This window comes from Sphingomonas sp. G5, assembly GCF_052660795.1.
Genome location: NZ_CP109660.1, coordinates 1233729 through 1257578, shown reverse-complemented (window position 1 = coordinate 1257578; position 23850 = coordinate 1233729). Strand labels below are relative to the sequence as shown.

The window sequence follows — 23850 nt, the reverse complement described above, 5'->3', positions numbered from 1 at the left end:
GCTAGGCTCGATGCGTGACTTCCACCGAGACGCCTCGCAGACGCACCCTTCCCGCCATCCTGGCCGCCGGCCTGCTGGCGGCAGCGGCCCTCCTCGTGCCGGCACTGCCCGCCGCCGCCCACGACGAACTCGTCTCGACGGACCCCGCCGCCGGCGCGACGCTCGAATCGCTGCCCGCGCAGATCACCTTCTCGTACAGCGCCGACATCCTCACCGACGCCGGGGCGACCGTCATCGAGGTCACCGACTCCTCCGGAGTCTCGCTCGCGAACGGCGCCCCGACCGTCTCGGGCGCCGAGGTGACGCAGGCCCTGGCGGGGCCGGCATCCGGGACCGTCACCGTGAAGTGGCGCGTCGTCTCGAGCGACGGGCACCCCATCGACGGCGACTTCGCCTTCACCGTCCCTGCGGCCGCCCCCACCACCACCGCGACCGCGACCCCCACGGCCTCGGCGAGCCCCACGCCCGCCGAGAGCGCCTCAGCTTCGGCCCCGACGGAGGACACCGCGGCGCCGTCTGAGAACACCTCGGAAACGTCCCCTCTGCCGTGGATCCTGCTCGCCGTCCTCCTGGTGGTCGTGGCCGGCGTCCTCGTCTACGTCTTCGCCTCGCGCGCGGGTCGCAAGACCGCCGGCGGCGGCGGCACCGGGCGATAGGCTGGAACCATGCCTCATTACGATCTGGTCATTCTTGGTGCGGGTCCCGGCGGGTACGTCGCCGCCGTCCGCGGCGCACAGCTCGGACTGTCGGTCGCGATCGTCGAAGAGAAGTACTGGGGCGGTGTGTGCCTCAACGTGGGCTGCATCCCCTCCAAAGCCCTCCTGCGCAACGCCGACCTCGCGCACACGTTCCACGCGAAGGCCGACCTGTTCGGCATCTCGGGTGATGTCACCTTCGACTTCGGCAAGGCGTTCGACCGCTCGCGCAGCGTCGCCGCCGGCCACGTCAAGGGCATCCACTACCTGATGAAGAAGAACAAAGTCACCGAGTACGAGGGCCGCGGCTTCTTCGCCGACGACCACACGCTCGACGTGGCGCTGACCGACGGCTCGAAGGAGCAGGTCACCTTCGACAACGTGATCATCGCCACCGGCTCCACCGTCCGCCTGCTCCCCGGCGTCAGCCTGTCGGAGAACGTCGTGACCTACGAGGAGCAGATCCTCACCCGCGAGCTCCCCGAGTCGATCGTCATCGTCGGCGCCGGCGCCATCGGTATGGAGTTCGCCTACGTCATGACGAACTACGGCGTGAAGGTCACGATCATCGAGTTCCTCGACCGTGCCCTCCCGAACGAAGACGCCGAGGTCTCGAAAGAGATCCAGAAGCAGTACAAGGGCTACGGCGTCGACATCCTCACCTCGACCAAGGTCGACTCTGTGACCGACCACGGCGACAAGGTCACCGTCGCTTACACCGCGAAAGACGGCTCGACCGGCTCGATCGACGCCGACCGCGTGCTCATGTCGATCGGCTTCGCTCCCAAGGTCGACGGCTTCGGTCTCGAGAACACCGGCGTGAAGCTCACCGAGCGCGGCGCCATCGAGATCGACGACCACATGCGCACCAACGTCCCGCACATCTACTCGATCGGCGACGTCACCGCGAAGCTGCAGCTGGCCCACGTGGCCGAGGCGCAGGGCGTCGTGGCCGCCGAGACCATCGCCGGCGCCGAGACGCAGACCCTCGGCGACTACCGCAACATGCCGCGCGCGACCTTCTGCAACCCGCAGGTCGCCTCGTTCGGCCTCACCGAGCAGCAGGCTCGCGACGCCGGTCACGACATCAAGGTCGCGAAGTTCCCCTTCTCGGCCAACGGCAAGGCCAACGGCCTGGGCGAGCCCGTCGGCTTCGTCAAGCTCGTCGCCGACGCCGAGACGCTCGAGCTCATCGGCGGCCACCTCATCGGCCCCGACGTGTCCGAGCTGCTGCCCGAACTCACCCTCGCCCAGAAGTGGGACCTCACGGCCCTCGAGGCGGCCCGCAACGTGCACACCCACCCGACGCTGTCGGAGGGTCTGCAGGAGGCCTTCCACGGCCTGACGGGACACATGATCAACCTCTGATCGCGTGACGCACGAAGGCCCGCCCGGTTCGACCGGGCGGGCCTTCGTCGTCTCCGCGGGCATGAACGCGAGAGGGCGCCTGCTCGACGTCTCGGCTGCGCGAAACAACCGTGTCGTCGGGCAGACGCCCCGGGTACGCGTGGCGCGAAGGGGTCAGTGTCCCAGAGCGCGCGCGAGCTTGGATCCGGATGCCGCGGGGCGGCCGCCCGCAGCGAACACCGCCGCATCGACCGCCGCGAAGAACGCCTCGCGGCCCTCGTCGTCGGTGGGAGCTGCGGGACCGAGCTCGACCTCCCATTCCCGCCACGCGGACTCCACACCGCGTCGCTCGTCGCGCGCACGGACGCGATCGTCGACGAACTCGGCGACCTCGTTCCCGTCGGCGTCGAGCAGGGCGTAGGCCGTGCGGTGATTTCGCACGCGGGCGAGGGGCGTGAACGGCGGCGTCGCGACCGCGGCGACGGCATGCTGAATCGCTTCGGGCACCACCGGATCGGTGTCGGAATCGGTGGCGTCCTCGAGCGGCCACTGCGTCTCGCTGCGCCCGGCGCCTTCGACGGGACCCTTCACGTGCCATCCGGCGTCGGGGCCACCCGCGCGTCGGCGGACCGCGATCCCCGCCCGCGCCAGGTCGGCGTCGGCGGTGTCGAGGTAGCGTGCGTCCAGATCGCGTGGCTCGGGGCTGCCGACCCGCGTCACGCCCGGAAGGGCCGCCCAGTCGGGAAGGGGCGTCTCATCGTCGACGTCGTACTTCGACTCGATCTCGACGTTCGACGACCCGCTCGGGGCTCCGCTCAATCGTCGCGTCCGTCGGCGTCGGGGTTGATGTCTTCGGTCTCTTCCGCGTAGACGAAGACGGCCTCGGTGGGTCCATCGGACTCGCCCTCGTTCGCGAGGCCGCCGTCGCGTCGGTACACCAGCTGGCCCTCGCTGTAGGGCATGATCAGCGTGTCGTCGGACTCGTTCTCGAGAGGGAGCACCTGCCCGTCGAGCGGGCCTCCGGTCAGTCGTGCAATAGCCATGACGCCAGCGTAGACCGCGGCACCGACACCGCCCGGCGCCTTGACAGCGCTGACCTACAATCGCTGGAGTGACCTCGACCGACCTACCCGGCGACCGCCCTTTCGTGCTGCTGGCGACGCGCGCCGAGAACCAGCCGGCCGACGAGGAGTACGCCCTCTTCCTGCGGTTCACGGGTCTGCCGCCCGAGCGACTGCTCCGCGTGCGGCTCGAGCGTGATCCGATGCCCGAGTTCGACCTCGACGAGGTGTCGGGAATCCTGGTTGGTGGAAGCCCCTTCAACGCCTCCGATCCGATCGAGCGGAAATCCGCCGTTCAGCAGCGCGTCGAAGCCGAGATGGCCGCCCTCGTCGACGAGGTCGTCGCCCGAGACCTCCCCTTCCTGGGCGCCTGTTACGGGGTCGGCACCCTGGGGACGCACCTCGCCGCGCCCATCGACGGCACGTTCGCCGAGCCGATCAGCGTGGTCGATGTGTCGCTGACCCCGGCCGGCCGCGCCGATCCGCTCGCCGAAGGCCTCCCCGCGACCTTCCCCGCATTCGTCGGACACAAAGAGGCGATCCGCTCTCTTCCGCCCGCGGCGACCCTTCTCGCGTCGTCGCCGACGTGCCCCGTCCAGATGTTCCGGGTCAAGCAGAACGTCTACGCGACCCAGTTCCACCCCGAGCTCGACCTCGACGGCATCGTCACGCGCATCCATGCCTACGCCTCTTACGGCTACTTCGCGGCGGACGAACTCGGCCTGACGCTGGCCGCCGTTCGCCGAGCGCCCGTGACCTCTCCCTCGCGCATGCTGCGGACGTTCGTCGAGCGCTACGCCCGCTGAGGCGTCGTCGTCACCGGCGTTGCGGCGCAGTGACCCGCACGACCTCGACCGAGGCGGTGACGGCGGGATGCGCGAGTTGAAGGTACGGACCAAGCCCCAGGTCGACCAGATGCACGCGTCCCGATAGCTCCGGACCCCGTCCACGGACCAGGCCCGACTTGAGGGCACCGAACGTGACCGTGACGTCGGCGGCGAGCACGGCGGCATCCGCTGTCCCGTCGTCGGGATCGAGACCGCTGGGCAGGTCGACCGCGACGACGAGCGGCTGCTTCTCGAGGCCGAGGACACACTCCACGAGGGCTCGCGCTCCCCCGCGCAGGCGCCGGTCCGCCAGACGGCCGATACCCAGGATGCCGTCGAGCACCAGCGCGTAGTCGGCCATGTCGCCGCAGGCCTCCGATGCCGAACGCACGCGCGCTCCCGCGGCCACCGCGGCATCGAGCGCCGCTCGGTGCACGCGATCGCGCACGAGCACGACATCGACTCGCTCGGCGACGCCACAGAGGTCGGCCGCGGCGTACAGGGCGTCTCCTCCGTTGTCGCCCGCGCCCACGAGGACGAGAACTCTTCCGGGGCGCGCGGCGAGCTGCTGCGCGACGATGTCGGCCAGGGCCGTGGCGGCCCAGCGCATGAGCGGCAGGCCCTCCTCCAGCAGAGGCTTCTCAGCGGCACGGACGGCGTCGGCGCTGTACGCGGCGACGCGCTCCCCCGAGGCCAGCAGCCCGCTCGCGGACTCACTCATCGGGGGACCCCGCGCGAGCCTCGGCGCGGTCCTCGCGAGCGGCCGCGGCAGGGTCGTTCTTCGCGAGGTTCTCACGCTCCTTCGCCTCTGCGGCGCGGGCGGCGTCGAGCTCGCCGGTCGCAGCCCGCACCGCCTTCTCGGCCCGGCGGACGCGGAACTGGATCATGGTCGACGCGCCGTACTTCGCGCGGACGCGGTCGTGGTCCTCTTCGGTGGCGACGGTGATGTACGCGCCCGCGATGAGGATCACCTGGCTGGAGAGGTTCAGCCACAGCAGCAGAGCGATGAGCGAGGCGAACGTCGCGAGCAGCGGGTTGTTCCCCGCCCCGCCGACGAATAGCCCCGACAACTGCTGCAGGACGACCAGTCCCACACCGCCGAGAAGGGCACCCCGTAGGAGCGTGGGTCGGCGCGTCTTGACGCCCGAGAGGGCGGCGAAGGCCACGGCCACGGCGGCCGTGTCGAGAACCAGGACGACGACCGTCGAGACCAGCCAGGTCAATACCGCGGAGATCCAGGAGTCGGCGGAGATGCCCAGCAGCTCCCGCACGAACGTGAGCCCCGCGGTGGCGAGGAAGGTCACGACGGCCGCGCCGACGAGAGCGACGCCGATGCCGATCGCGACCGCGAGGTTGCGCACGATGACGAGGATGGGGAGCGTGTCGTCGGTGGCGACGCCGGCGATCTGCCGCAGCGCCGAGCGCAACGAGCCCACGGCACCGATCGCGGCGCCGAGCAGACCGATGGTTCCGATGACCCCCGCGACGGTGAACTCCGGCGGGGCTTTGATATCGCTGACCTGTAGCAGTCCGTCTTGCCCGACGAGGCCTGGAACGACGCTATTCACCGAACGTTCGAGAGCTTGAAGACCCTCCGGGTTGCCCGAGAGCCAGATCGCCGCGAACGAGAACCCGATGAGCACCGCAGCGAACAGGCTGAACAGGGTGCGATAGGTCACACTGTCGGCCAGCATGGGGCCGCGCGCCCCCGAATAGACGAGGAACGCGCGCACGAGACGGAGCCGCAGCGCCCACGCCGTGACACGACGGATGAGGTCAGCCATGTGGTCAGGGTATCGGCGCGAGGGGGCGAGCCCCTCGGGCTTGACCGCCGGGGTCGGGAGCGACAGGTCAGCTCGACGGTGTCGGCTCTCCGGGGCCGCTCAGCAGGCGCAGCCACGCGCCCAGCAACAGCCAGGGGCCGTAGGCGATCTGCACGCGCCGACCGCCGGCGAGCAGCACGCCCGCTGCGGCGACCCCGCCGAGAAGAAGAGCGATGAGCAGACCGGATGCCACGGCCTCGGGCCCGTACCATCCGAGCGGCGCGCCGACGAGGGCGGCGAGCTTGACGTCTCCGCCTCCGAACGCCCCGGGGCGGCCGAGGTGCAGCGCGAGGGCGACGGCGAACGTCGCTCCCGCACCCCCGACGACGCCGACCGCGCGCGGTGTGTCGCCCACGCGAAGGGCTTCGGCTGTCAGGAGCCCCGCGACCACGACGAGCGCCGACAGCACGACGGCATCGGGCAAGCGGTGGGTGCGCACGTCGACCACGACCAGTCCGACGCTGGCCACGGCGAACACGGCGGCGGCGAGCGCGACCAACACCGGCACCGCTCAGGCGTCGAGCACGAAGAGATCGACCCGCACGACCGACCCGGGGTCGATCGCCTCGGCGTCGCGTACCGCGCGTTTGAGAGGGAGGACGTAGACGCCCCCGGCCTGCGGGAAGATCGAGGTGCGGAAGGTCGTGCGGCCGATCGTGGCGTCGACCCGCACCCCGCCGAAACCGCGGCGGTACGTCTGCGTCTCGCGGATCTCCGCGCTCGGCTCGGGTGGCAGCGCGACGAAGTACCAGTCGCTGTCGCTGCGTGCTGCCCAGCGGAAGACGTCTCCCTCGAACCGCACCCTCATCGCCGCTCCTCTTCTCTCACGAGCTGGTCACGATACCGGCGAGGAACGACCGACGGAGGACGTCATCCCCTGGGGAGGAGCCTCGATGCTCCCGTGCCGCGCTCCAGCGAACGCCCGACGACGACATCCGCTCCGACGGCGACCACCGCCGCGCAGAGGTAGACGACGAGATCGCGCGCGTCGAACCCCGTCCCGAGCACCAGCGCGATGGGCCGGAACCCTTCCGCCAGTTCGACAGGAATCCCCGTGGCCTGGAACAGCTCGACGGCGACGCTCCACCCTCCGGCGGTCAGGCCGACGAAGAACGGCCGCAGCCGCGGGAGAACCACCACGACCCCGGCATAGATCGCGACCGTGTAGAGCGCGTCCCCCGCGATGTCGGTCGCGGCGCTCGAGGGCAGCACGAGGTGGACGACGAGCCCCGCGGCGACGACCGCGGCCAGGGCGAACAGGGCGATCACGCGGCGTCGGGTGGGCGGCATCCTGCCATCGTGACACCTTCCGCCGCGACGTGAGACCCGCGTCAGCGGATGACCCCCGCGGCCCGCGCCGGGTCGGCGTACGCGCGAGCGAGGGAGTCGACGGTGTCGTGGGCGTTCAGCCCGCTGGGGTTCGGCAGCACCCAGGTGGGGACGTCCGCGATCGACTCCTGCTGTCGCCCCGCGGTCGCGCGGGGCCGCTGGAAGCCCTGACGGTAGGCGGTCAGCCCGACGACCGCGACAGCCTGAGGCCGCCACCCGGCGACCCGCTCGACGAGCGACGCCGCACCCGCGCGCAGCTCCTCCCGCGACAGCTCGTCGGCCCGCGCGGTCGCCCGCGCGACGAGGTTGGACACGCCCACCCCGGCGTCGAAGATCATGCGGCGGTCCTCGTCGCCAAGAGGCTTCGAGTACGCGGGCAGACGCGGAAGGATCCCCGCCCTCACCAGCGCCGGCCAGAAGCGATTGCCCGGACGCGCGAACGGGGTGCCGGTCGCCGCTGTCCACAGTCCCGGATTGATGCCGACGAAGAGCAGCCGCACGCCCGACTCCACGAGGTCGGGCCGCGTGGCATCCCGATACGACTCGAGTTCGGCGCGCGTATATCCCATGAGACCACTATGACCACTACCGCGTACGGGCCGGCCCGCTCTGCCAGGATCGGAGGAATGGATGCCGTTCCCGCCCTGACCGAGGTCCCTCCCGCGCAGTTCGTCATCGTCGGCGACAACGTGCGTCTCGCCACCTACTCGTGGGGCGACGTCGAGGCCGACCCCGTGCTCTGCGTCCACGGCTTCGGGTCCAGCACCCGCGACAACTGGGTGAACACCGGATGGGTGCGCGACCTGCTGCGGGCCGGATACCGCGTCATCGCGGTCGACCAGCGCGGCCACGGCGCGAGCGACAAGCCGCACGACGCCGCGTCGTACACGATGCCCACGCTGGTCTCCGACCTCGTCGCCGTGCTCGACACGTACCTGCTCGATCAGGTGCGCTATCTCGGATACTCCCTGGGCGGGCGGGTCGGCTGGCAGCTCGCCGTCGACGCGCCCGAACATGTCGAGCGCGCCGTGCTCGGCGGCATCCCGGACGGTCGTCCACTCGCCCGGTTGCGGGTCGACCAGGCTCGCGCTTTCCTCGACCACGGAGAACCGGTTCAGGATGCCACGACCCTGCGCTACGTCTCGCTCGCTGAACGCGTCCCGGGGAACGACCTGCGTGCGCTCGTCGCGATCGCCGAGGGGATGCGCCTGGGCGAGACCGACCCCGATCCCTCGTCGCCCCCGCAGCAGCCCGTGCTCATCGCTACGGGAACGGAAGACCCCATCCACGACCAGTCGAAGCACTTGGCGGGGCTTCTGCCCCGGGGCGAGTTCGCCGACATCCCCGGCCGCCACCACGTCAACGCTCCCGGCGCGCGGGCGTTCCGCGAGGCCGGCATGGACTTCCTGGGGCGCTGACTCACGCTACGGGCGCTGTGCCTGTCGCGCCGCCCGCCGGCATCTCGCGCCGTGCATCGCGGCGGATCCCGCGCCGCGTGGTGAGTGTCCAAGACACCCGGGGCGTTTTCGAAGTCGTCCGGGTGTTTCGGACACTCGACGTGCTCGGGGCTCGCTCCACGCGGGAATGCCGAATCAGCCGCAGTCGTAGACGGTCGCGGGGGCGGACGCGTCGGTCGCGCAGTGCTGGGTCACCCAGGTGCGGATCTGCGACGACGCGGTGGTCGTGGCCGCGGCCGCCATGGACGTGCCGCCGCCGCGCTGATCGCCGCCGATGACGTACCGCACCTGACGGGAATTGACCATCGCGGTGAACGCCTGCAGGGTCGGCACGTCGTCCGTGCCGTTGAATCCACCGATCGGGAGGAACGACCCGCCGTTCGAACCGATGATCAACTGCGCTGCGGACTGCGCCCCGAAGGTCGCGGCCAGGTACGTCGACCCCGCGCTGCGGGCCTGCAACCACGACAGGAGTGCGGCATTGTCCTCGCCGCCGCCCGCACCGAAGCCCGCCCCACCGGTCGGCGCCCCACCTGATCCCCCGCGCGTGTGCCCCGAGGTCGAGCCGCCGGGCGCTCCTCCCCGGCCGGATCCCTGCCCGAAGCCCTGCCCTGGCGTTCCTGCGCCACCGGGCGCGGCACCCAGTCCTTGACTACCGCGCCCGCCAGTCGGCATCCCCCCGGCGAACTCGCCTCCACCGAAACCCCGGCCGCCGAAACCCGAGCTCTCCGAGACCCCTCCCGCGACGGGGTTGATCGAGTTGGGGTGCGCGACGGTGACCGCCGACCAGACGGCCGGGGTCAGCAGCAGACCCACCATCAGTGCGACGGTCGCCACCGGGCGCCCGCGATGACGCGTCGACAGCAGCACGATCGCGATGACCGCCGCAAGCGCCTGGGCGATCGACACGGGCACGCTGTACCCGCCGGTAGAGAAGCCGATGCCCAGAGCCGTCGCCCCCGCGGCGCAGACGATCGCCATCTGCGGCCAGACTTTCCCCGCGCGATGTGCCGCGGCGAGCGCGGTGCCGACCGCGAGAGCGAGCGGTACCGCGAGTGAGGCCGTGTAGAACTGGTGCATTCCCGCGACGGCCGAGAACATCGCGGCGAACGTCACGAGCCACACGGTCAGCAGCACCGTGAGTGGACGCGAGAAGCGCAGCACCCACAGCACGATGAGGCCGACGATGGCGGCCGGGATGAGCCACGCCACCTGGCCCGCGAGCTGGGCGTTGAACAGGCGCAGCACCCCGGGCTCCCCCGAGAAAGGCGGAGTGAACGACTCATAGGCTCCGCTGTCGGCGGTCGCCGAGAAACGGCCCAGTCCGTTGTAGCCGAACACCATCTCCCACGGGTTGTTCGCGATCGTACTGCCGATGTACGGCCGGCTTCCGGCGGGGATGAGCGAGACGATCGCGACCCACCACAGCGAGGCCGCGAGGCTCACCAGCCCCGCGAGCGCGAGGTGGCCGATCCGTCGGCCCCAGGACTGCCGGGTGAAGAGGTACGCGGCGGCCAGTGCCGGCCAGACCGCCCAGGCCTCGAGTTCGTAGAACTGGAACGACAGGCCGATGAGGGCTCCCGCGGCGGTGAGCCACCCGAGGCTCCGCGCCTGAACGGCTCGCACCGCCGCCCAGGCCGTCAGCGACAGACCGAGCACGAAGAACGTCTCGGGCTGGTTCGAGCGCGCGACCGCCACCAGGATCGGCGTCACGGCGACCACCGCTCCGGCGATCAGCCCGGCACGTTCTCCCGCGACGCGTCGTGCGGTGACGGCGGTGACGAGGGCCGCGGCCACCGCCGCGAGGGCGTTCGGCAGGATCACCGCCCACGCCGAATACCCGAAGGCCCGCACGAACAGCGCGGGGATCCAGAACGACCCGGGGATCTTGTCGAGCGTCACGGTCCCGGCGGGGTCGACGGCTCCGAAGAAGAAGTTCGACCAGGATCGGCTCATCGACAGAGCGATCGATGCGTAGTACTCGCTCGGCGCCCCCGCCCATATCTGCCACCCCGTGAGGACGAGCGAGACGAGCCCGATGGCCAGGAGACCGACGGTCCACCGGCGGGGGCGGCGCAAGGTCGACGCCAGCGGGAGCGTCGGTGCGGGAAGGTGAGGAGAAGCAGCGGTCACCGGCGCATCGTAGGCAGCGCTTGCCTCACCGCAGCCCTGCGGAGGCTATGTGCAAGCGATGGATGAGGTTCCGCTCATTCCGCGGAGGCGACTCAGGATGCCGAGACGGTGAGCGTCGGAGCGGATGGCGCTCGCGTGGCCGCGGCCCGCAGACCCACCCGCACGGTCTGACCGGGCGCGAGCGCAGCCGCCCAGTCGCGACCGGTGCACGTCACCCGGCCCGCGGCGACGGAGCAGCTCATGCCCCACGCGTTCGACACCGCGGTGGTACCGGGGGCGTCGAACGACACGGACCACTTCTTGACCGGCCCGGTGGCCGTCACCGTGACCTCGGCGACGTATCCCTCGCCCCACGTGCTCTGCGGAACCCACGCGGCGGTGATGCCGGCGGGTGAACTCGCCCCCGGCTGTGCGGTGGGCGTGGGCGACGCGCTGGGCGTGGCCGGTTTCGGCGTCGCCGTGGGCTTCGGCGTCGCCGTGGGCTTCGGGGTCGTCGACGCGGAAGCGCTGGGCTTCGGCGTCGGCTGGGGAGTCGCTGTCGGCGCGGGGTTCGGCTGCGGTGCCGGTGCCGCGGCCGGTGTCAGGATCGGCGCGAGAGCCGCGAGCTTCGCTTTCTGCGGCGTACGCCAGTCGTCGCCGACGAGCCCTCCGGTGTCGCCGCTGTTGGGGTTGAAAGACCAGTAGGCGTAGCTGATCTTCGTCTTCGCGAGATACCCCACGAGCGCGTCGAGCCAGGCGCGGTCGCTGGCCGTCTCGAGCTTCGTGCCGAACTCGCCGAGCAGCACGGGAGCGATGTTCTTGCGCACGAGGTAACCCCAGTTGGCATCCCACACCGCTTCGAGGTTGGCGGGATAGCCGGATGCCGAGAACCAGGGCTGCGCGTAGACGCTCGCGGGGTAGTCGTGCGGGGAGTAGACCACCCGGTTCTTCACCGCCAGGGTCACCGGTGCGGCACCCGCATCTTTCAGCCCGCCGCCCCACCACGTGCTCGACCCGTCGTTCTGGCGCTCGACACCCTCGACGATGATCAGCAGATTCGGGTTCACCGCGAGCACGGCATTGCCGGCGCGGGTGGCCGCCGCGCGCCAGTCGCGTGCCGGGTCGCCGCAGTTCCAGCAGGCGGCGCCGTGGGGCTCGTTGTGAAGGTCGACGCCGATGACCGAGGGCTCGTTCTTGTAGCGGCCCGCCAGCATCTTCCAGTCGTCGATCCACCGCTGCTCGCTGTACTGCGCGGTGTACCAGAGCTCACTCTGCGCGGCGGAATCGGGGCGATGCCGGTCGAGGATCACCGAGAGGCCGTGGGCCTTGGCGCGAGCGACGACGGTGTCCATCAGCTGGAGCGGAGTGAGCGAGACCAGTCCCGGGTTGACGGCCGCGTTGATCGAGTTCGACGCTTTCGCGGTGAGGCACTCGTTCGAGAAGGGCAGGCGGATCGCGTTGAATCCCATGCCCGCGATCGCGGCGAGACCGTCGTCGAGCGAGATCGACCACAGTCCGTGCGGAGCGCAGTTCGAGGTCTCCATCCCGAACCACGCGGCGGCCTTGATCGTGAACGGAGCACCGGCCGCCGTCACGATCGTCGACCCGTTGGTCGAGAGCCAGCCCGGAAGCGTCGACGCGGCCGATGCGGGAGAGGCGATCGCGCCCGCGGCGACCAGCGTCGCGCCCGCGACGAAGGCCGCCGCGCGGCGGAGGACGCGACGCGTGGACGACCAGTTCGTGCGCAGTGCGGACATGTGCACCCCCGCGGTCATCGTACTGGGACAACGAGCCCCCTCGAACCGACTCCGCGTGGACCGCGGTTTCCGCTCCATTACGCGGCTGTAAACGTCGGATCCAGCGCTGTACTGCGGATGATCCCGCTGATACCGTCGCCCATCATGAGCCCATCGATCGAACGCAGCACCGCCCTCGACGCCGTCTCGAAGGCCATCGTCGAGCAGCTGCAGGAGGACGGGCGCCGCTCCTACGCCGAGATCGGCAAGGCGGTGGGCTTGAGCGAGACCGCGACGCGCCAGCGCGTGCAGAAACTTCAGGATGCCGGCATCCTGCAGATCGTCGCGGTCACCGATCCGATGCAGCTGGGCTTCGCGCGCCAGGCCATGATCGGCGTCCGCGTCTCTGGCGACACCCGGGTCGTGGCCACCGCGATGGCGGATCTTCCCGGAGTCACCTACGTCGTCTCGACCGCGGGTTCGTTCGATCTGCTCGTCGAGGTCGTGTGCGAGAGCGACGACGATCTCATCGATCTGCTCAACGACCGCATCCGAGCCCTGCCCGACGTCGTCTCGACCGAGACGTTCGTCTACCTCAAACTCCACCGTCAGCTCTACAACTGGGGGACGCGATGACCCTTCTCGGCACCGATCAGCAGTCCGATCTCCAGGCCAAGGCCCGGGATCACCTCTGGATGCACTTCGCCCGGCAGTCCGTCATGACGGACGGCCCCGGGGTGCCGATCATCGTCAAAGGCGAGGGACACCACATCTGGGATGCCGCGGGCAAGCGGTACATCGACGGTCTCGCCGGGCTCTTCGTCGTCAACGCGGGCCACGGCCGACGACGCATCGCTCAGGCCGCGGCGAAGCAGGCGGAGGAACTGGCGTTCTTCCCGCTGTGGTCGTACGCCCATCCGGCCGCGATCGAGCTCGCCGAGCGGATCGCCCATCTCGCCCCCGGTGATCTGAACCACGTGTTCTTCTCCACCGGCGGGGGCGAGGCCGTCGAGACGGCGTTCAAGCTCGCGAAGCAGTACTGGAAGACGCAGGGGAAGCCGACCAAGCACAAGGTCATCTCGCGCGCCATCGCGTACCACGGCACCACGCAGGGCGCCCTGGCCATCACGGGCCTTCCCGTCATGAAACACATGTTCGAGCCCGTGACGCCGGGGGGATTCCGCGTCCCGAACACGAACTTCTACCGCGCCGAGGAATCGGGGTTCGGGGGCGGCACCCCCGAAGAGTTCGGCCTGTGGGCCGCCGACCGCATCGAGCAGATGATCCAGTTCGAGGGGCCCGAGACCGTCGCGGCCGTCTTCCTCGAGCCGGTGCAGAACGCCGGCGGCTGCTTCCCCGCCCCGGCCGGCTACTTCCAACGAGTGCGCGAGATCTGCGACCGCTACGACGTCCTGCTCGTCTCCGACGAGGTCATCTGCGCCTTCGGCCGCCTCGGCCACTACTTCGGCGCCACGGCCTACGACTACCAACCCGACATGATCACGTTCGCCAAGGCCGTCACGAGCGGCTACTCGCCTCTGGGCGGCACGATCGTCAGCGACCGGGTGTACGAGCCCTTCGCCCACGGCGATGCGACCTTCCCGCACGGCTACACGTTCGGCGGACACCCCGTGTCGGCCGCGGTCGCGCTGGAGAACCTCGACGTCTTCGAGGAGGAGGGGCTGCTCGAGAACGTCCGCACGAACTCCCCCGTCTTCCGCTCGACGCTCGAGAAGCTGCTGGACCTGCCCGTCGTCGGCGACGTGCGCGGCGACGGATACTTCTTCGGCATCGAACTCGTCAAAGACAAGGCGACGAAAGAGACCTTCGACGACGACGAATCCGAGCGCTTGCTGCGCGGCTTCCTCTCGAAGGCCCTGTATGACGCCGGACTCTACTGTCGCGCAGACGATCGGGGCGATCCCGTCATCCAGCTCGCCCCGCCCCTCACGATCGGCCCCGGCGAGTTCACCGAGATCGAACAGATCCTCCGTTCCGTCCTGACCGAGGCCTGGACCCGCCTCTGACCTCGGGATGCCGGCGCCACCCCTGTCGGCATCCCTCCCGCTCCACCGGCGGCGCCCGCCGCTCTCCCGGCACCACCCCCGCCGGTACTCCCGCTCCCACCCGCGAGCGGTGCTCTCGATGCTGTACCCGACACCATCTCCGGTCGCGACGACGTCGCGCCCCGCACCCTCCAGGAGGAGCCACGAACGAGAACCTCGCCGCCTCGGCGGCCCCGTCCCACTCGAGCGCCAAGCTCGCCCGCACGCTCGGGCTCTGGTCCATCGTCGGCCTGGGCCTGGGCTACATGACCCCGACCGTCGTGTTCGACACCTTCGGCCTCGTCGCCGAGAAGACGGACAACGTCGTCCCGGCCGCCTACGCGGTCGCGCTCGTCGTGCTGATCTTCACCGCCATCAGCTACGGGAAGATGGTCCGCGTCATCCCCAGCGCAGGTTCCGCCTACACGTACGCGCGCGAGTCCATCCACCCGGGCGTCGGCTTCGTCGTCGGGTGGACCGCGCTCATCGACTACATGCTGCTGCCGATGGTGAACGCGCTCATCCTGCGCAGCTACATGGAAGCCCTGTTCCCCGACGTCCCGGGCTGGCTCTGGGTCGTCGTCTTCACGGCGGGTGTGACGGGCATCATCTACCTGACGATGCGCGGAACCTCGAACGTCAACATGCTGCTGCTGGTGTTCTCGATCCTCGTGATGACGGTCTTCGTCGTCATGGTCGTCGTGCAGCTCGTCGGCGGCGCGGGAGCCGGCACGCCCGTGTCGATCGCCCCCTTCGCCCACAGCGACGTGCAGTTCGGCGCGGTGCTCGCGGGAGCCACCGTCGTGTGCTTCTCGTTCATCGGATTCGACGCGGTGTCGATGTACTCCGAAGAAGCCAAGACCCCGAGAATCATGCCGCGCGCCATCGTGCTGACGCTCGTCGTCGGCGGTCTCATCTTCCTCATCGCCTCGTACGTGACGCAGCTGCGCTTCCCCGACTCGACCGCGTTCCCGCAGGAGGCGATCGAAGACAGCACGCTGCCCGAGATCGGCGTGCAGGTGGGCGGCCCCGTGCTGCAGGCGGTGCTCACCGCGGCGGGTTTCGCGGCGACGCTCGCCTCGTGGCTCGCCTCGCACGCATCGGTGTCGCGCATGCTCATGGTGATGGGGCGCAACAACGTGCTGCCGCGGAGAGTCTTCGGCTTCATCAACCCCAAGACGCACACCCCCACGTTCTCGATCGTCATCGTGGGGCTCGTGAGCCTGCTGGCGATCGAGTTCACGCTCGAGCAGATCGCGGCGTACATCAACTACGGCGCGCTCATCGCCTTCACGTTCGTGAACATCTCGGTGATCGCGTGGTTCGCCGTCCGCAAGGGCCTGCACAAGACCCCCGGCGACATCCTGCGCTACATCGTGATGCCCGGCATCGGCATGCTGCTCACCGGCCTGCTGTGGGTCAACCTCGACATGCACGCCCTCATCGGCGGGCTGATCTGGACCGCGCTCGGCGTCATCTACCTCGTGATCCTCACGCGCGGCTTCCGTCGACCGATCGCTTCCTTCGACGAGAACGAGCCGGTGACCGGGGTGAACAAGACCGTCCCCGGGCCTCATTCCGAGGTCTGATCGCCTCGGCCGCGGCATCCCTTCTGCAGGGGTGTCGCGGCCGCCCCGTGGACGGGCCGTGACGAACCGACGCACCCCAGTTCCTGCGCACCCCACCCTTCGGTCCCCCCTACTTGAGCGCTTCCCGCGTCACAGCAGACTGATACCTCGCGCATACGATCGCCCGCACCGGAAGGTCGATGCTGTGGACCGTGCCGTTCTCCGCCCCCCTCGCGCGCTGGTGGCGCGAACCCTGGTGGGCGCGGATCTCGCTGACGCTGATCGTCGCGGGCTTCGTCGTGCTGACCGGCTGGAATTTGGCTCGCGGCGGTGATTTCTCGTTCTACGAGGCCTCGGCCCGGTCGATGTCGCAGTCCTGGCATGCGCTCTTCTTCGGAGCGTTCGATCCGGATGCCACGGTCACCCTCGACAAGCTCAGCGGTTTCGCCGTGCCCCAGGCGCTCAGCATCCGGCTGTTCGGGATGTCGATCTCGGCCATCGCCCTCCCCCAGGTGATCGAGGGCGTCGTGACCATCGTCGCGTGCGCGGTGCTGGCACTGCGCTGGGGAGGACGCGGCGCCGGGCTGCTCGCCGCCGCCGCAGCGGCCTCGACGCCGATCTTCGTGTCGATGTTCGCCCACCCGATGGAGGACGGACTGCTCACGATGGCCCTCGCCGTCGCCCTCGTGTGGTGGCAGCGCGCGGTGCTCACCGCCAGGTGGTGGCCCCTGGTGGTCTGTGCGGTGTTCATCGGCGTGGGCTTCCAGGCGAAGATGATGGCCGCGTGGTTCCTCCTTCCCGCCCTCGTCGCGGGCACGCTCGCCGCGACCCCCGGGTGGCGCCGCGGCCTCGTCCGCGCCGGAGTCGTCACGGGCGCAGCCGTCGTGGCATCCGTCGCCTGGATCACCGTTTTCGCCCTCGTGCCGGCCGATGCGCGCCCCTACGTCGACGGCTCGACGAACGACGACATCTTCGCGATGGTCTTCGGATACAACGGCCTCGACCGCCTCGCCCCGGGAGCGGTGCCGGGGTCGGTGGGCGCCTCGAGTTCGGCGGGCGGGCTGGGCGCAACCCTCGCCGCTCTGGGCCACGCACTCACGACGCCGGCCCCCTCCGGCTCGGGGGGTTCGCCGACGCTCACCAAGCTGCTGGAACTGCCGCTCGTCACACAGATCGGCTGGCTGTACCCGGCGGCTCTCGCGGGCATCGCCCTCGGTTTCTGGCGGTACCTGCCCAGACGCGGCCGCCCCGGCACGCCGGTGTCCGTCGCGCGTTTTCCTCTGGTGGTCGTCGCCGCGACGTGGTTCGCGACCGCAGCGGCGGTCCTCACGGTCACGCGCGTACCGCACACGGCCTACGTCGCATCGCTCGGCGTCCCGACTGTGCTGCTCGTCGCCATCGCGTGGCGGGAGGGTGCGCGCCTCCTGCGCTCGACGCGCCGACACCTCCGCCTCGTGCTGCCCGCCGTCGTGACCGTGCAGGCGGTGTGGTGGGTCGTCCTGATCGGCGGAGCGCGGCTTCCCGCGGTCCTCCTCGTGCCCGCGGTCGCGATCGGCGGGACCGGGCTGGTCGTCGGCGCACTCGCCGCGCTGCCGATGCGGGGGACGCTGTCTCACCTGCGACGGGTCGCCCCCGCCGCGCTCGCCGTGGCCCTACTCTGCCTGCCCGTGGCGACCAGCCTGCAGGTGCTCGATGATGCGCGCGACGGCAGCGGCGGTGACGCGTACGTCGGTGTCACCGCGCGCGGCGGCCACCCCGATGAGACGTTCACGGTCTCGTCCCCCTCGATCTGGGGCGGAACCCCGCAGATGAGCCCGGCGGTCACGCAGATGGTGGCGGCGGCTCGTCAGCACGGCGGCGGAGAGAACGGCACGCCGCTCTTCGTCACCGACTCGTGGGCCCTGTCGTCGCAAGTGATCGACGCCACCGGGGCGAGCGTGTTGACCGACGGCGGTTACAGCGGACACGTGCCCGTGTTCACGACGGACGACCTCGAGCAGATGGTCCGCAGCGGCCACGCGCGACTGTTCGTCGTGGCATCCGGTGCTCCCGAAGGCGACCCGGTGAGACGCGTGGCGACCGGCCCCGGATGCCACGAGGTGAAGGAGTGGGACTTCAGCCAGTCGAAGGAAGGCGGCGAGGTCAACAAGGTCACCGGCGCCACCCTCTACGAGTGCGCGGGCGAGTGATCCGCCCTCCACGGACCGCGCCACGGCGCGCGCCGCGCCGCCGGTAGACTTCAGCCAGTGAGCAGCACCCGAACCGAAGCCGCGTACCTGCGCTCGGTGACGGCGTTCAAGAACCCGACGCTCGACCTGCTGCACGGACGGTTCGCGCCGTTCGTCGTCGCGGTGCTGTCGATCGTCTTCACCCCCGACCGACCCGCCGTCGCGGTCGCCGACGCCCACGTCGAGGTGGCCGAGGCGATCGACGAGCTGCGCGCGGCGGGCATCGACACCGACGATGACCGGCGGATCCCCGCGGGTTCCGCTCGAGAGATCTGCCGCGGGTGGGTGCGCGTGGGATGGCTCGGTCTGCAGATCGAAGACGACGTCGAGGTGTACCGGCTCTCGGCGCACGCGGTCGGCGCCCTCGAGATCGCCGGTCGCGCCGGCGGCGGGCGCGCGCGCGTCTCGCGCTCTCGCGTGCGGACCCTGCTCGATGCCGTCGACCGGCTCGCGCGCGACGCCGAGAGCGACCCCGGTCGTCGCCGCGAGGCGCTGCTCGAAGAGAGAGCGGCCCTGGACGCCGAGATCGCCGCCCTCGACGAGGGCGTCGTCGAACCGCTCGACGACGATCATCTGCTCGAAGAGGCCGAGAACGTCATCCACCTCGCGCGAGAACTCCCCGCCGACTTCTCGCGCGTGGCCGAGTCGATCGCCGCGATGCAGCGCGACGTGGTCACCGAGTTGCGTCGCGACGTGCGCCCCACCGGCGAGGTGCTGCGCGAGTACCTCGAGCGCGGGCGCCAGGTGATGCAGGCGACCCCCGAGGGCCGCGCGTTCCAGGGTGCGCTGCGTCTGATCGGCGACCCCGAGAACATCGACGACCTCACCGACCAGCTGCACGCCGTGCTCACCCAGCCGTTCTCGCGCCTGATGACCCCCGAGCAGCGCGGAGAGCTCGACGCGATCGCGCGCCGCGTCGAGGCCGGCGTGCAGGAGGTGCTCACCGCCCAGCGGCGGGCCTCGCACGTGATCACCGCGCAGGTGCGCACGCACGACCCGATCCGCGACCGACACGTCGACGACCTGCTGCGCTCTGTCATGGCGGGGCTGCACCGCTGGAGCCAGACCCGCTCCCCCGGCCGCGTCGAGCCCGTGCGGACGCTCCCCCTCGCCGACATCGGGCACCTGCGTCGTTCCCTCAGCGACGTGCGTCCTCCCGGGGCGCCGGAGCCGCTGGCATCCGGGGACTCCGACGTCGAGTTCGTGAACGCCGACACGCGCGCGTGGGGCGGCCCGCACTACGCCGAGCTGGAGGCGTACGTGGCCACGCTTCCCGGTGGCTTCGACCTCGCGACGGCCTTCGCGGGAGCGGATGCCGAGACCCGGCGCCCGGTCGACCTCGTCGGTCTGCTCGAGATCGTCCACCGCGAGGGCCTGGTCGAGACCGACGACGTCTCGATCGTCGAGGCCGTGCGCCCCGACGGCACCACCCGGCGCTTCGCCTTCGGCGCGGTCACCGCTGCGCCCGCCCGCGTCTCGGACGCGGAACCCCCGACTGCCACAGAAACGGATGCCGATGACTGACATCGACCCGTCCGCCCCTGACACGGACACCCCCGCCTTCATCGCCCCGGTGGCGATGGAGAACGACCCCGACGCGCTGTTCGCCGGCGATCGCGGCATCCTCGACGCCGACGTGCGGCGCGTGCTCGTGCGCATTCTGCAGCGCCGCTTCCTCGTCGCCGAGAATTCCCCCGCCGAGTGGAAGCTGCTGCTCGAGCACCAGCAGATGATCGAGTCGCGCCTGAACGACCTGTTCGTGCGCCTCGTCGTCGACCACGCCCGCGGGGTCGCGTACAAGGAGCAGGTCCGCAGCGACGACGTCGACGTGCCGATCCTGCTGAAGGACGAGGCGTACTCGCGCGCCGAGACGCTGGTGCTGGTGTACCTGCGGACGGTGTTCCAGCGCGAGACGACCGCGGGCACGGCATCCGCCCGCGTCGACGTCGAAGAGGTGGAGCAGACCGTGCTCACCTACTTCAGCGAAACGGATGGCACGCGCGCGAGCCAGCAACGCGCCGTCCGCACCGCCATCGCCCGTCTCGATCGCGAGGGCATCATCGAGGAGGAGTCCGAGGGGCGCTACCGCATCGGGCCGCTCATCGAGATCGTGCTCAGCGCCGAGGTGCTGCGCGATCTGCAGCGGTGGTTGGAGGAGCAGACACGGGATGCCGACACCCCGACGCCCCTGACCGATGACGCCGACGCCGTGGCATCCGGAATCCTCGAGGAGGAGCGCGCATGACCATGCTCGAGACGCTGTTCGGGCTGATCCCCGCCGCCTCCCGCGGGCAGCAGTGGGTCGCCGAAGACCTGCAGCTGATCAACTGGGGCGGATACGACGGCACGCACCGCGTGCGCTTCGCGCCGACCGCGACGCTGCTGTGCGGCGGATCGGGCTCGGGCAAGTCCACCCTCATGGACGCGTACGTCGCGCTGATGATGCCGCACACGACCCCCTTCAACGGCGCCTCGAACGGTGCCGTCGTGGGTCGGCCGCGCGGGCAGGAGCAGCGCAACATCCTCTCGTACGGCCGCGGCAAGCTCGACGAGTCGCGCACCGACGAGGGCACGAAGGTGCGGGTGCTGCGCGGCGACGGCGTCGACACGTGGACCGCGATCGGCATGACCTGGGCAGACCACGACGGCGCACGGTTCACCGCGGTGCGGGCCTGGTACTTCCCCGCCGCCGCCCGCACGCTCGACGACGCCGTCAAGGTGCGCGCGAGCGTGCACGGCGCGTTCGACCTGCGCCAGCTCGAGCGGGCGGCACAGAGCCACCTCTCCGACTCCGCGGTACGGGCCACGGGCCTCGACACCCTCGCGACCGACCGCGAGTTCTCGGCGCGGCTGCACGCGGTTCTCGGCATCGGGGCGGCGGGAGCGGGGACGAAGGCGATGAGCCTGCTCGCGCGCATCCAGGCCGGTCAGCAGATCACCACCGTCGACGACCTGTACAAGCGCATGGTGCTCGAGGAGCCCGAGACGCTCGCGGTCGCCGACGCCGTCGTCACGCACTTCGACGGCCTCGAATCGACGCGCACGCGCATGCTCGAAGCCCGCCAGCAGGTGCGGGCGCTGCAGCCCATCCGCGGGATGAAGACACGCATCGACGACGCCGCCGAGCGCCTGCGCCTCATCGACGCGCTCGGGCGCCTCGGCGACCCCGACTCGCGCGCCTCGCTCTGGCGCGCCCAGCGCCGGGTCGACCTGCTCGGCGCCGTCGAGGCCGAGCTGCGTGATCGTACGCACGCCACCGATGCGCTCGTGCGCGAACGCCAGGCCCTCGCCGACGCCGCCGAAGCGGAGCGCGAGGGGCTCGGCGACGTGCTGCGCGCGGCCGGCGGCGATCGACTCGACGCCGCCCAGCGCGAGCTGCGGAACCTCGAGCGGCGCCTCGCCGGCATGCAGCGCGACCGCGAGCGGTTCGAAGCGGCGCTCGCGGTGCTGTCGACCGAGGTGTCGTCCGAGAAGCAGTTCGCCGCGCTCGTCGAGGAGGCCCGGCAGACCCTGGGCGACGCGGATGCGAAGGCCGCCGTGCGCGACGCGTTCGTCGCCGCGAGCAGCCGGCACACCGATCTGCGCCAGCAGCTGTCCGCCCTCGAGACAGAGCACCGGCGCACGCAGACCCGCGACGACAACATCCCCCCGCGCCTGCACGAGGCCCGCGAGGCGCTGGCCGAGGCCGCCGGGCTGACCGCCGCCGAGCTGCCGTTCGTCGCCGAGCTCGTCGACGTCCGCACCGAGTACGAGCCCTGGCGCGGAGCGTTCACGCTCGCCCTGGGCGGATTCGCGACGACGCTGCTCGTGGATGCCCCACACCTGGCATCCTTCCGCTCCGCGATCGACGGCGTGCGGCTGTCGGAGCGCCTGCGGTTCGAGGGCGTGTCGACCGCCCTGCCCGAGCGCACCGGGCTCGACCCCGCGACGCTGCCGGGGCGCCTGGAGTACCGGCGCTCCCCCTTCACCGGGTGGCTGCAGGACCGGCTCGATCAGCAGTTCGCCTTCGTCTGCGTGGATGCCGCGGCCGAATTGTCGCGGCACCGCATGGCGCTGACGATCTCGGGGCAGACGAGCCAGGGCGCGCGCGGTGCTCACGGCGGGTCGATCCGTCACAGCGTTCTCGGGTTCTCCTCCCGCGTGCGGCTGACAGAGCTCGGCGAGCAGATCGTCACGATGCGCCGGGATCTGACCGCCGCCAAGGCCGCGGTCGACGAAGCCGCGGCCGCGCTCGACGCGTTCGACGACCGGCGCGGCGCGTACGAGAAGATCGCCGACCTGACCTGGGACCAGGTCGACGTGGCATCCGTCCAGCGCGAACTCGACCGCTGGAACGAGACGATCGTCGAGATCACCGCCGGAAACCCGCGGATCGCCGAACTGCAGGAACAGATCTCGGGCACCCGTGCCCGCGCCGCGCGTCTGCGCGAAGAGATCGGCGGGGCCAAGACCGAGCAGCAGGCGCTCGCGGCGCGGTGGGCGCAGATCACCGACGACGTGGATGCCGCGCACGTGCGTCTCGAACGCGCCGAGGACGCGGGTCTCACGCTCACCGACGACGAAGCGGGCTATCTGGACAGCCTCTTCGTGGCGCCCGGTTCGTCCGACGCCACGCCGTCACAGCAGCTCGCCCGATTCGACGCGGCCCTGGAGTCGGCGTCGAAGCGTCTGCTCGAGGAGCAGCGCGCGGCGCAGGAGACGTGGGCCGACCAGCGCGAGAGCCTCCGCCGCACGATGACCGCGTTCACCGACCGGTGGCCGAGCCCGAACCTGCTCGCCGACCCCGACGAGTCGCTCGGCGACTTCGAGCGGATCCTCGCCGACCTCGAGGCCAGCGGCCTGCACGAGCTCGAGGCGGAGTGGCGCGACTCACTGCTGCGCCTGTCGGGCAACGACCTCACGAGCCTCGACTCCGCTCTCACCCGGGCCCTGCGCGAGATCCGCGAGCGGATTGCGCCGATCAACGACATCATGCGGGACCTTCCGTTCTACGACGACGAGCACCGGCTGCAGATCGTGCCGCGCGAGAGCCAGTCGGAGGTGCGCAAGCGCTTCCGCCGGGAGCTCCGCGACGTGCGAGCCGCGATCGACGCCGCCTCATCGGATGAGGAGCGCGAAGCCGTGTACGGGCGGATGGCGCGGCTCATCGGCCGCATCCGGCCGACCGCACCCGACTTCGCCGACCTCGTCGACGTGCGCAACCACGTGCGGGTCAGCGCCGAGCGCTTCCGCGCCGACACCGGCGAGCACGTCGCCCTCTACGACCACATCGGCGAGAAGTCGGGAGGCGAGTCGCAGGAGCTCATCGCCTTCATCGTCGGCGCTGCGCTGAGGTATCAGCTCGGGGATGCCGGTGCGGAGCGGCCGCGATACGCGCCCGTCTTCCTCGACGAGGCGCTCATCAAAGCCGACGCGCACTTCACCAAGCGCGCGATCGGCGCGTGGCGCGGACTGGGCTTCCAGCTCGTCATCGGGGCGCCGAACGACAAGTACAGCGCGATCGAGCCGCACGTCGACGTCGAGTACGACATCCTCAAGGACACGCGCGGCCGATCGTGGGCGAAGGCGAAGGTGGGGCTGGCGGCGGAGTGAGCGCCGCGAGGGCTCGCGGGGTCCGCGCTC

At 70.7% G+C, this 23850-nt stretch carries 21 protein-coding genes; 11 read left to right on the top strand and 10 right to left on the bottom strand.

The features are described 5' to 3' along the window. Nucleotides 1-14 precede the first annotated feature (14 nt). Nucleotides 15-656, top strand: coding sequence for a copper resistance CopC family protein (locus NE358_RS06065; RefSeq protein WP_103210635.1), 642 nt, complete (start codon nucleotides 15-17; stop codon nucleotides 654-656). Between the two features lie 9 nt (nucleotides 657-665). Beyond that, entirely contained in the window at nucleotides 666-2063 is a 1398-nt protein-coding gene (gene lpdA / locus NE358_RS06060) for a dihydrolipoyl dehydrogenase (protein WP_103210632.1), read from the top strand. Between the two features lie 153 nt (nucleotides 2064-2216). Here the strand turns inward: lpdA and NE358_RS06055 are convergent, their stop codons facing one another. Both NE358_RS06055 and NE358_RS06050 read right to left on the bottom strand, forming a co-directional pair. Then, nucleotides 2217-2861, bottom strand: a complete 645-nt coding sequence (locus NE358_RS06055) for a CYTH domain-containing protein (RefSeq protein ID WP_289942379.1) — start codon at nucleotides 2859-2861, stop codon at nucleotides 2217-2219. Further along, entirely contained in the window at nucleotides 2858-3085 is a 228-nt protein-coding gene (locus NE358_RS06050; protein ID WP_103210629.1) for a response regulator, read from the bottom strand. The genes NE358_RS06055 and NE358_RS06050 overlap by 4 nt, the downstream gene beginning before the upstream one ends. A 68-nt stretch (nucleotides 3086-3153) precedes the next feature. On the opposite strand from NE358_RS06050, the gene NE358_RS06045 reads away from it, so the two are divergent. Further along, nucleotides 3154-3909 carry a glutamine amidotransferase gene (locus NE358_RS06045; RefSeq protein ID WP_103210627.1) on the top strand — a complete coding sequence of 252 codons (756 nt, stop codon included), beginning with the start codon at nucleotides 3154-3156 and terminating at the stop codon, nucleotides 3907-3909. A 10-nt stretch (nucleotides 3910-3919) separates the two neighbouring features. On the opposite strand, the gene NE358_RS06040 is transcribed toward NE358_RS06045, so the two are convergent. The 6 genes from NE358_RS06040 to NE358_RS06015 all read right to left on the bottom strand — a co-directional run bounded on the left by NE358_RS06040 (nucleotide 3920) and on the right by NE358_RS06015 (nucleotide 7651). Then, nucleotides 3920-4651, bottom strand: coding sequence for an NAD(P)H-hydrate epimerase (locus NE358_RS06040; protein ID WP_289942378.1), 732 nt, complete (start codon nucleotides 4649-4651; stop codon nucleotides 3920-3922). Further along, on the bottom strand, nucleotides 4644-5714 hold the full coding sequence (locus NE358_RS06035) for a YihY/virulence factor BrkB family protein (RefSeq protein ID WP_141375718.1): 1071 nt from the start codon (nucleotides 5712-5714) through the stop codon (nucleotides 4644-4646). Before NE358_RS06035 ends, NE358_RS06040 begins: the two co-directional genes overlap by 8 nt. Nucleotides 5715-5781: 67 nt before the next feature. Further along, nucleotides 5782-6261, bottom strand: coding sequence for a prepilin peptidase (locus tag NE358_RS06030; RefSeq protein ID WP_289942377.1), 480 nt, complete (start codon nucleotides 6259-6261; stop codon nucleotides 5782-5784). A gap of 3 nt (nucleotides 6262-6264) precedes the next feature. Next, complete coding sequence (locus NE358_RS06025; RefSeq protein WP_103210621.1) at nucleotides 6265-6561, bottom strand: DUF1905 domain-containing protein; 297 nt, start codon at nucleotides 6559-6561, stop codon at nucleotides 6265-6267. Nucleotides 6562-6623: 62 nt separating this feature from the next. Then, nucleotides 6624-7043 (bottom strand): ribosomal maturation YjgA family protein, encoded by a 420-nt coding sequence (locus tag NE358_RS06020; RefSeq protein ID WP_103210619.1) that lies wholly within the window; start codon nucleotides 7041-7043, stop codon nucleotides 6624-6626. A gap of 41 nt (nucleotides 7044-7084) precedes the next feature. Continuing rightward, a complete protein-coding gene (locus NE358_RS06015) occupies nucleotides 7085-7651 on the bottom strand; it encodes a mismatch-specific DNA-glycosylase (protein ID WP_289942376.1) in 567 nt (188 codons plus the stop codon). Nucleotides 7652-7708: 57 nt separating this feature from the next. Here NE358_RS06015 and NE358_RS06010 point away from each other — a divergent pair, with 57 nt between their 5' ends. After that, entirely contained in the window at nucleotides 7709-8500 is a 792-nt protein-coding gene (locus tag NE358_RS06010) for an alpha/beta fold hydrolase (RefSeq protein ID WP_289942375.1), read from the top strand. A gap of 174 nt (nucleotides 8501-8674) precedes the next feature. On the opposite strand, the gene NE358_RS06005 is transcribed toward NE358_RS06010, so the two are convergent. Continuing rightward, nucleotides 8675-10672, bottom strand: coding sequence for an ArnT family glycosyltransferase (locus tag NE358_RS06005; RefSeq protein WP_289942374.1), 1998 nt, complete (start codon nucleotides 10670-10672; stop codon nucleotides 8675-8677). Nucleotides 10673-10764: 92 nt separating this feature from the next. Then, entirely contained in the window at nucleotides 10765-12408 is a 1644-nt protein-coding gene (locus NE358_RS06000; RefSeq protein WP_289942371.1) for a cellulase family glycosylhydrolase, read from the bottom strand. A 144-nt stretch (nucleotides 12409-12552) separates the two neighbouring features. Here NE358_RS06000 and NE358_RS05995 point away from each other — a divergent pair, with 144 nt between their 5' ends. The 7 genes from NE358_RS05995 to NE358_RS05965 all read left to right on the top strand — a co-directional run bounded on the left by NE358_RS05995 (nucleotide 12553) and on the right by NE358_RS05965 (nucleotide 23820). Beyond that, on the top strand, nucleotides 12553-13023 hold the full coding sequence (locus NE358_RS05995) for an Lrp/AsnC family transcriptional regulator (RefSeq protein WP_289942369.1): 471 nt from the start codon (nucleotides 12553-12555) through the stop codon (nucleotides 13021-13023). Further along, entirely contained in the window at nucleotides 13020-14414 is a 1395-nt protein-coding gene (locus NE358_RS05990; RefSeq protein WP_289942367.1) for an aspartate aminotransferase family protein, read from the top strand. Before NE358_RS05995 ends, NE358_RS05990 begins: the two co-directional genes overlap by 4 nt. Continuing rightward, nucleotides 14399-16021, top strand: a complete 1623-nt coding sequence (locus tag NE358_RS05985; protein ID WP_499318568.1) for an APC family permease — start codon at nucleotides 14399-14401, stop codon at nucleotides 16019-16021. The genes NE358_RS05990 and NE358_RS05985 overlap by 16 nt, the downstream gene beginning before the upstream one ends. A 191-nt stretch (nucleotides 16022-16212) precedes the next feature. Further along, the gene (locus tag NE358_RS05980; RefSeq protein WP_289942365.1) at nucleotides 16213-18189 is read left to right on the top strand and encodes an ArnT family glycosyltransferase; all 1977 of its coding nucleotides are present in this window, start codon (nucleotides 16213-16215) and stop codon (nucleotides 18187-18189) included. 57 nt (nucleotides 18190-18246) lie between these two features. After that, the gene (locus tag NE358_RS05975) at nucleotides 18247-19752 is read left to right on the top strand and encodes a DUF3375 domain-containing protein (protein ID WP_289942362.1); all 1506 of its coding nucleotides are present in this window, start codon (nucleotides 18247-18249) and stop codon (nucleotides 19750-19752) included. Next, entirely contained in the window at nucleotides 19745-20473 is a 729-nt protein-coding gene (locus NE358_RS05970; RefSeq protein WP_246077952.1) for a DUF4194 domain-containing protein, read from the top strand. Before NE358_RS05975 ends, NE358_RS05970 begins: the two co-directional genes overlap by 8 nt. Beyond that, nucleotides 20470-23820 carry an ATP-binding protein gene (locus tag NE358_RS05965; protein WP_289942359.1) on the top strand — a complete coding sequence of 1117 codons (3351 nt, stop codon included), beginning with the start codon at nucleotides 20470-20472 and terminating at the stop codon, nucleotides 23818-23820. The genes NE358_RS05970 and NE358_RS05965 overlap by 4 nt, the downstream gene beginning before the upstream one ends. Nucleotides 23821-23850: the final 30 nt, after the last annotated feature.

Coding starts and splice junctions, on each gene's coding strand:
- lpdA (WP_103210632.1), top strand. CDS start 666: ATGCCTCATTACGATCTGGTCATTCTTGGTGCGGGTCCCGGCGGGTAC.
- NE358_RS06050 (WP_103210629.1), bottom strand. CDS start 3,085: ATGGCTATTGCACGACTGACCGGAGGCCCGCTCGACGGGCAGGTGCTC.
- NE358_RS06040 (WP_289942378.1), bottom strand. CDS start 4,651: ATGAGTGAGTCCGCGAGCGGGCTGCTGGCCTCGGGGGAGCGCGTCGCC.
- NE358_RS06035 (WP_141375718.1), bottom strand. CDS start 5,714: ATGGCTGACCTCATCCGTCGTGTCACGGCGTGGGCGCTGCGGCTCCGT.
- NE358_RS06025 (WP_103210621.1), bottom strand. CDS start 6,561: ATGAGGGTGCGGTTCGAGGGAGACGTCTTCCGCTGGGCAGCACGCAGC.
- NE358_RS06020 (WP_103210619.1), bottom strand. CDS start 7,043: ATGCCGCCCACCCGACGCCGCGTGATCGCCCTGTTCGCCCTGGCCGCG.
- NE358_RS06015 (WP_289942376.1), bottom strand. CDS start 7,651: ATGGGATATACGCGCGCCGAACTCGAGTCGTATCGGGATGCCACGCGG.
- NE358_RS06010 (WP_289942375.1), top strand. CDS start 7,709: ATGGATGCCGTTCCCGCCCTGACCGAGGTCCCTCCCGCGCAGTTCGTC.
- NE358_RS06000 (WP_289942371.1), bottom strand. CDS start 12,408: ATGTCCGCACTGCGCACGAACTGGTCGTCCACGCGTCGCGTCCTCCGC.
- NE358_RS05995 (WP_289942369.1), top strand. CDS start 12,553: ATGAGCCCATCGATCGAACGCAGCACCGCCCTCGACGCCGTCTCGAAG.
- NE358_RS05990 (WP_289942367.1), top strand. CDS start 13,020: ATGACCCTTCTCGGCACCGATCAGCAGTCCGATCTCCAGGCCAAGGCC.
- NE358_RS05970 (WP_246077952.1), top strand. CDS start 19,745: ATGACTGACATCGACCCGTCCGCCCCTGACACGGACACCCCCGCCTTC.
- NE358_RS05965 (WP_289942359.1), top strand. CDS start 20,470: ATGACCATGCTCGAGACGCTGTTCGGGCTGATCCCCGCCGCCTCCCGC.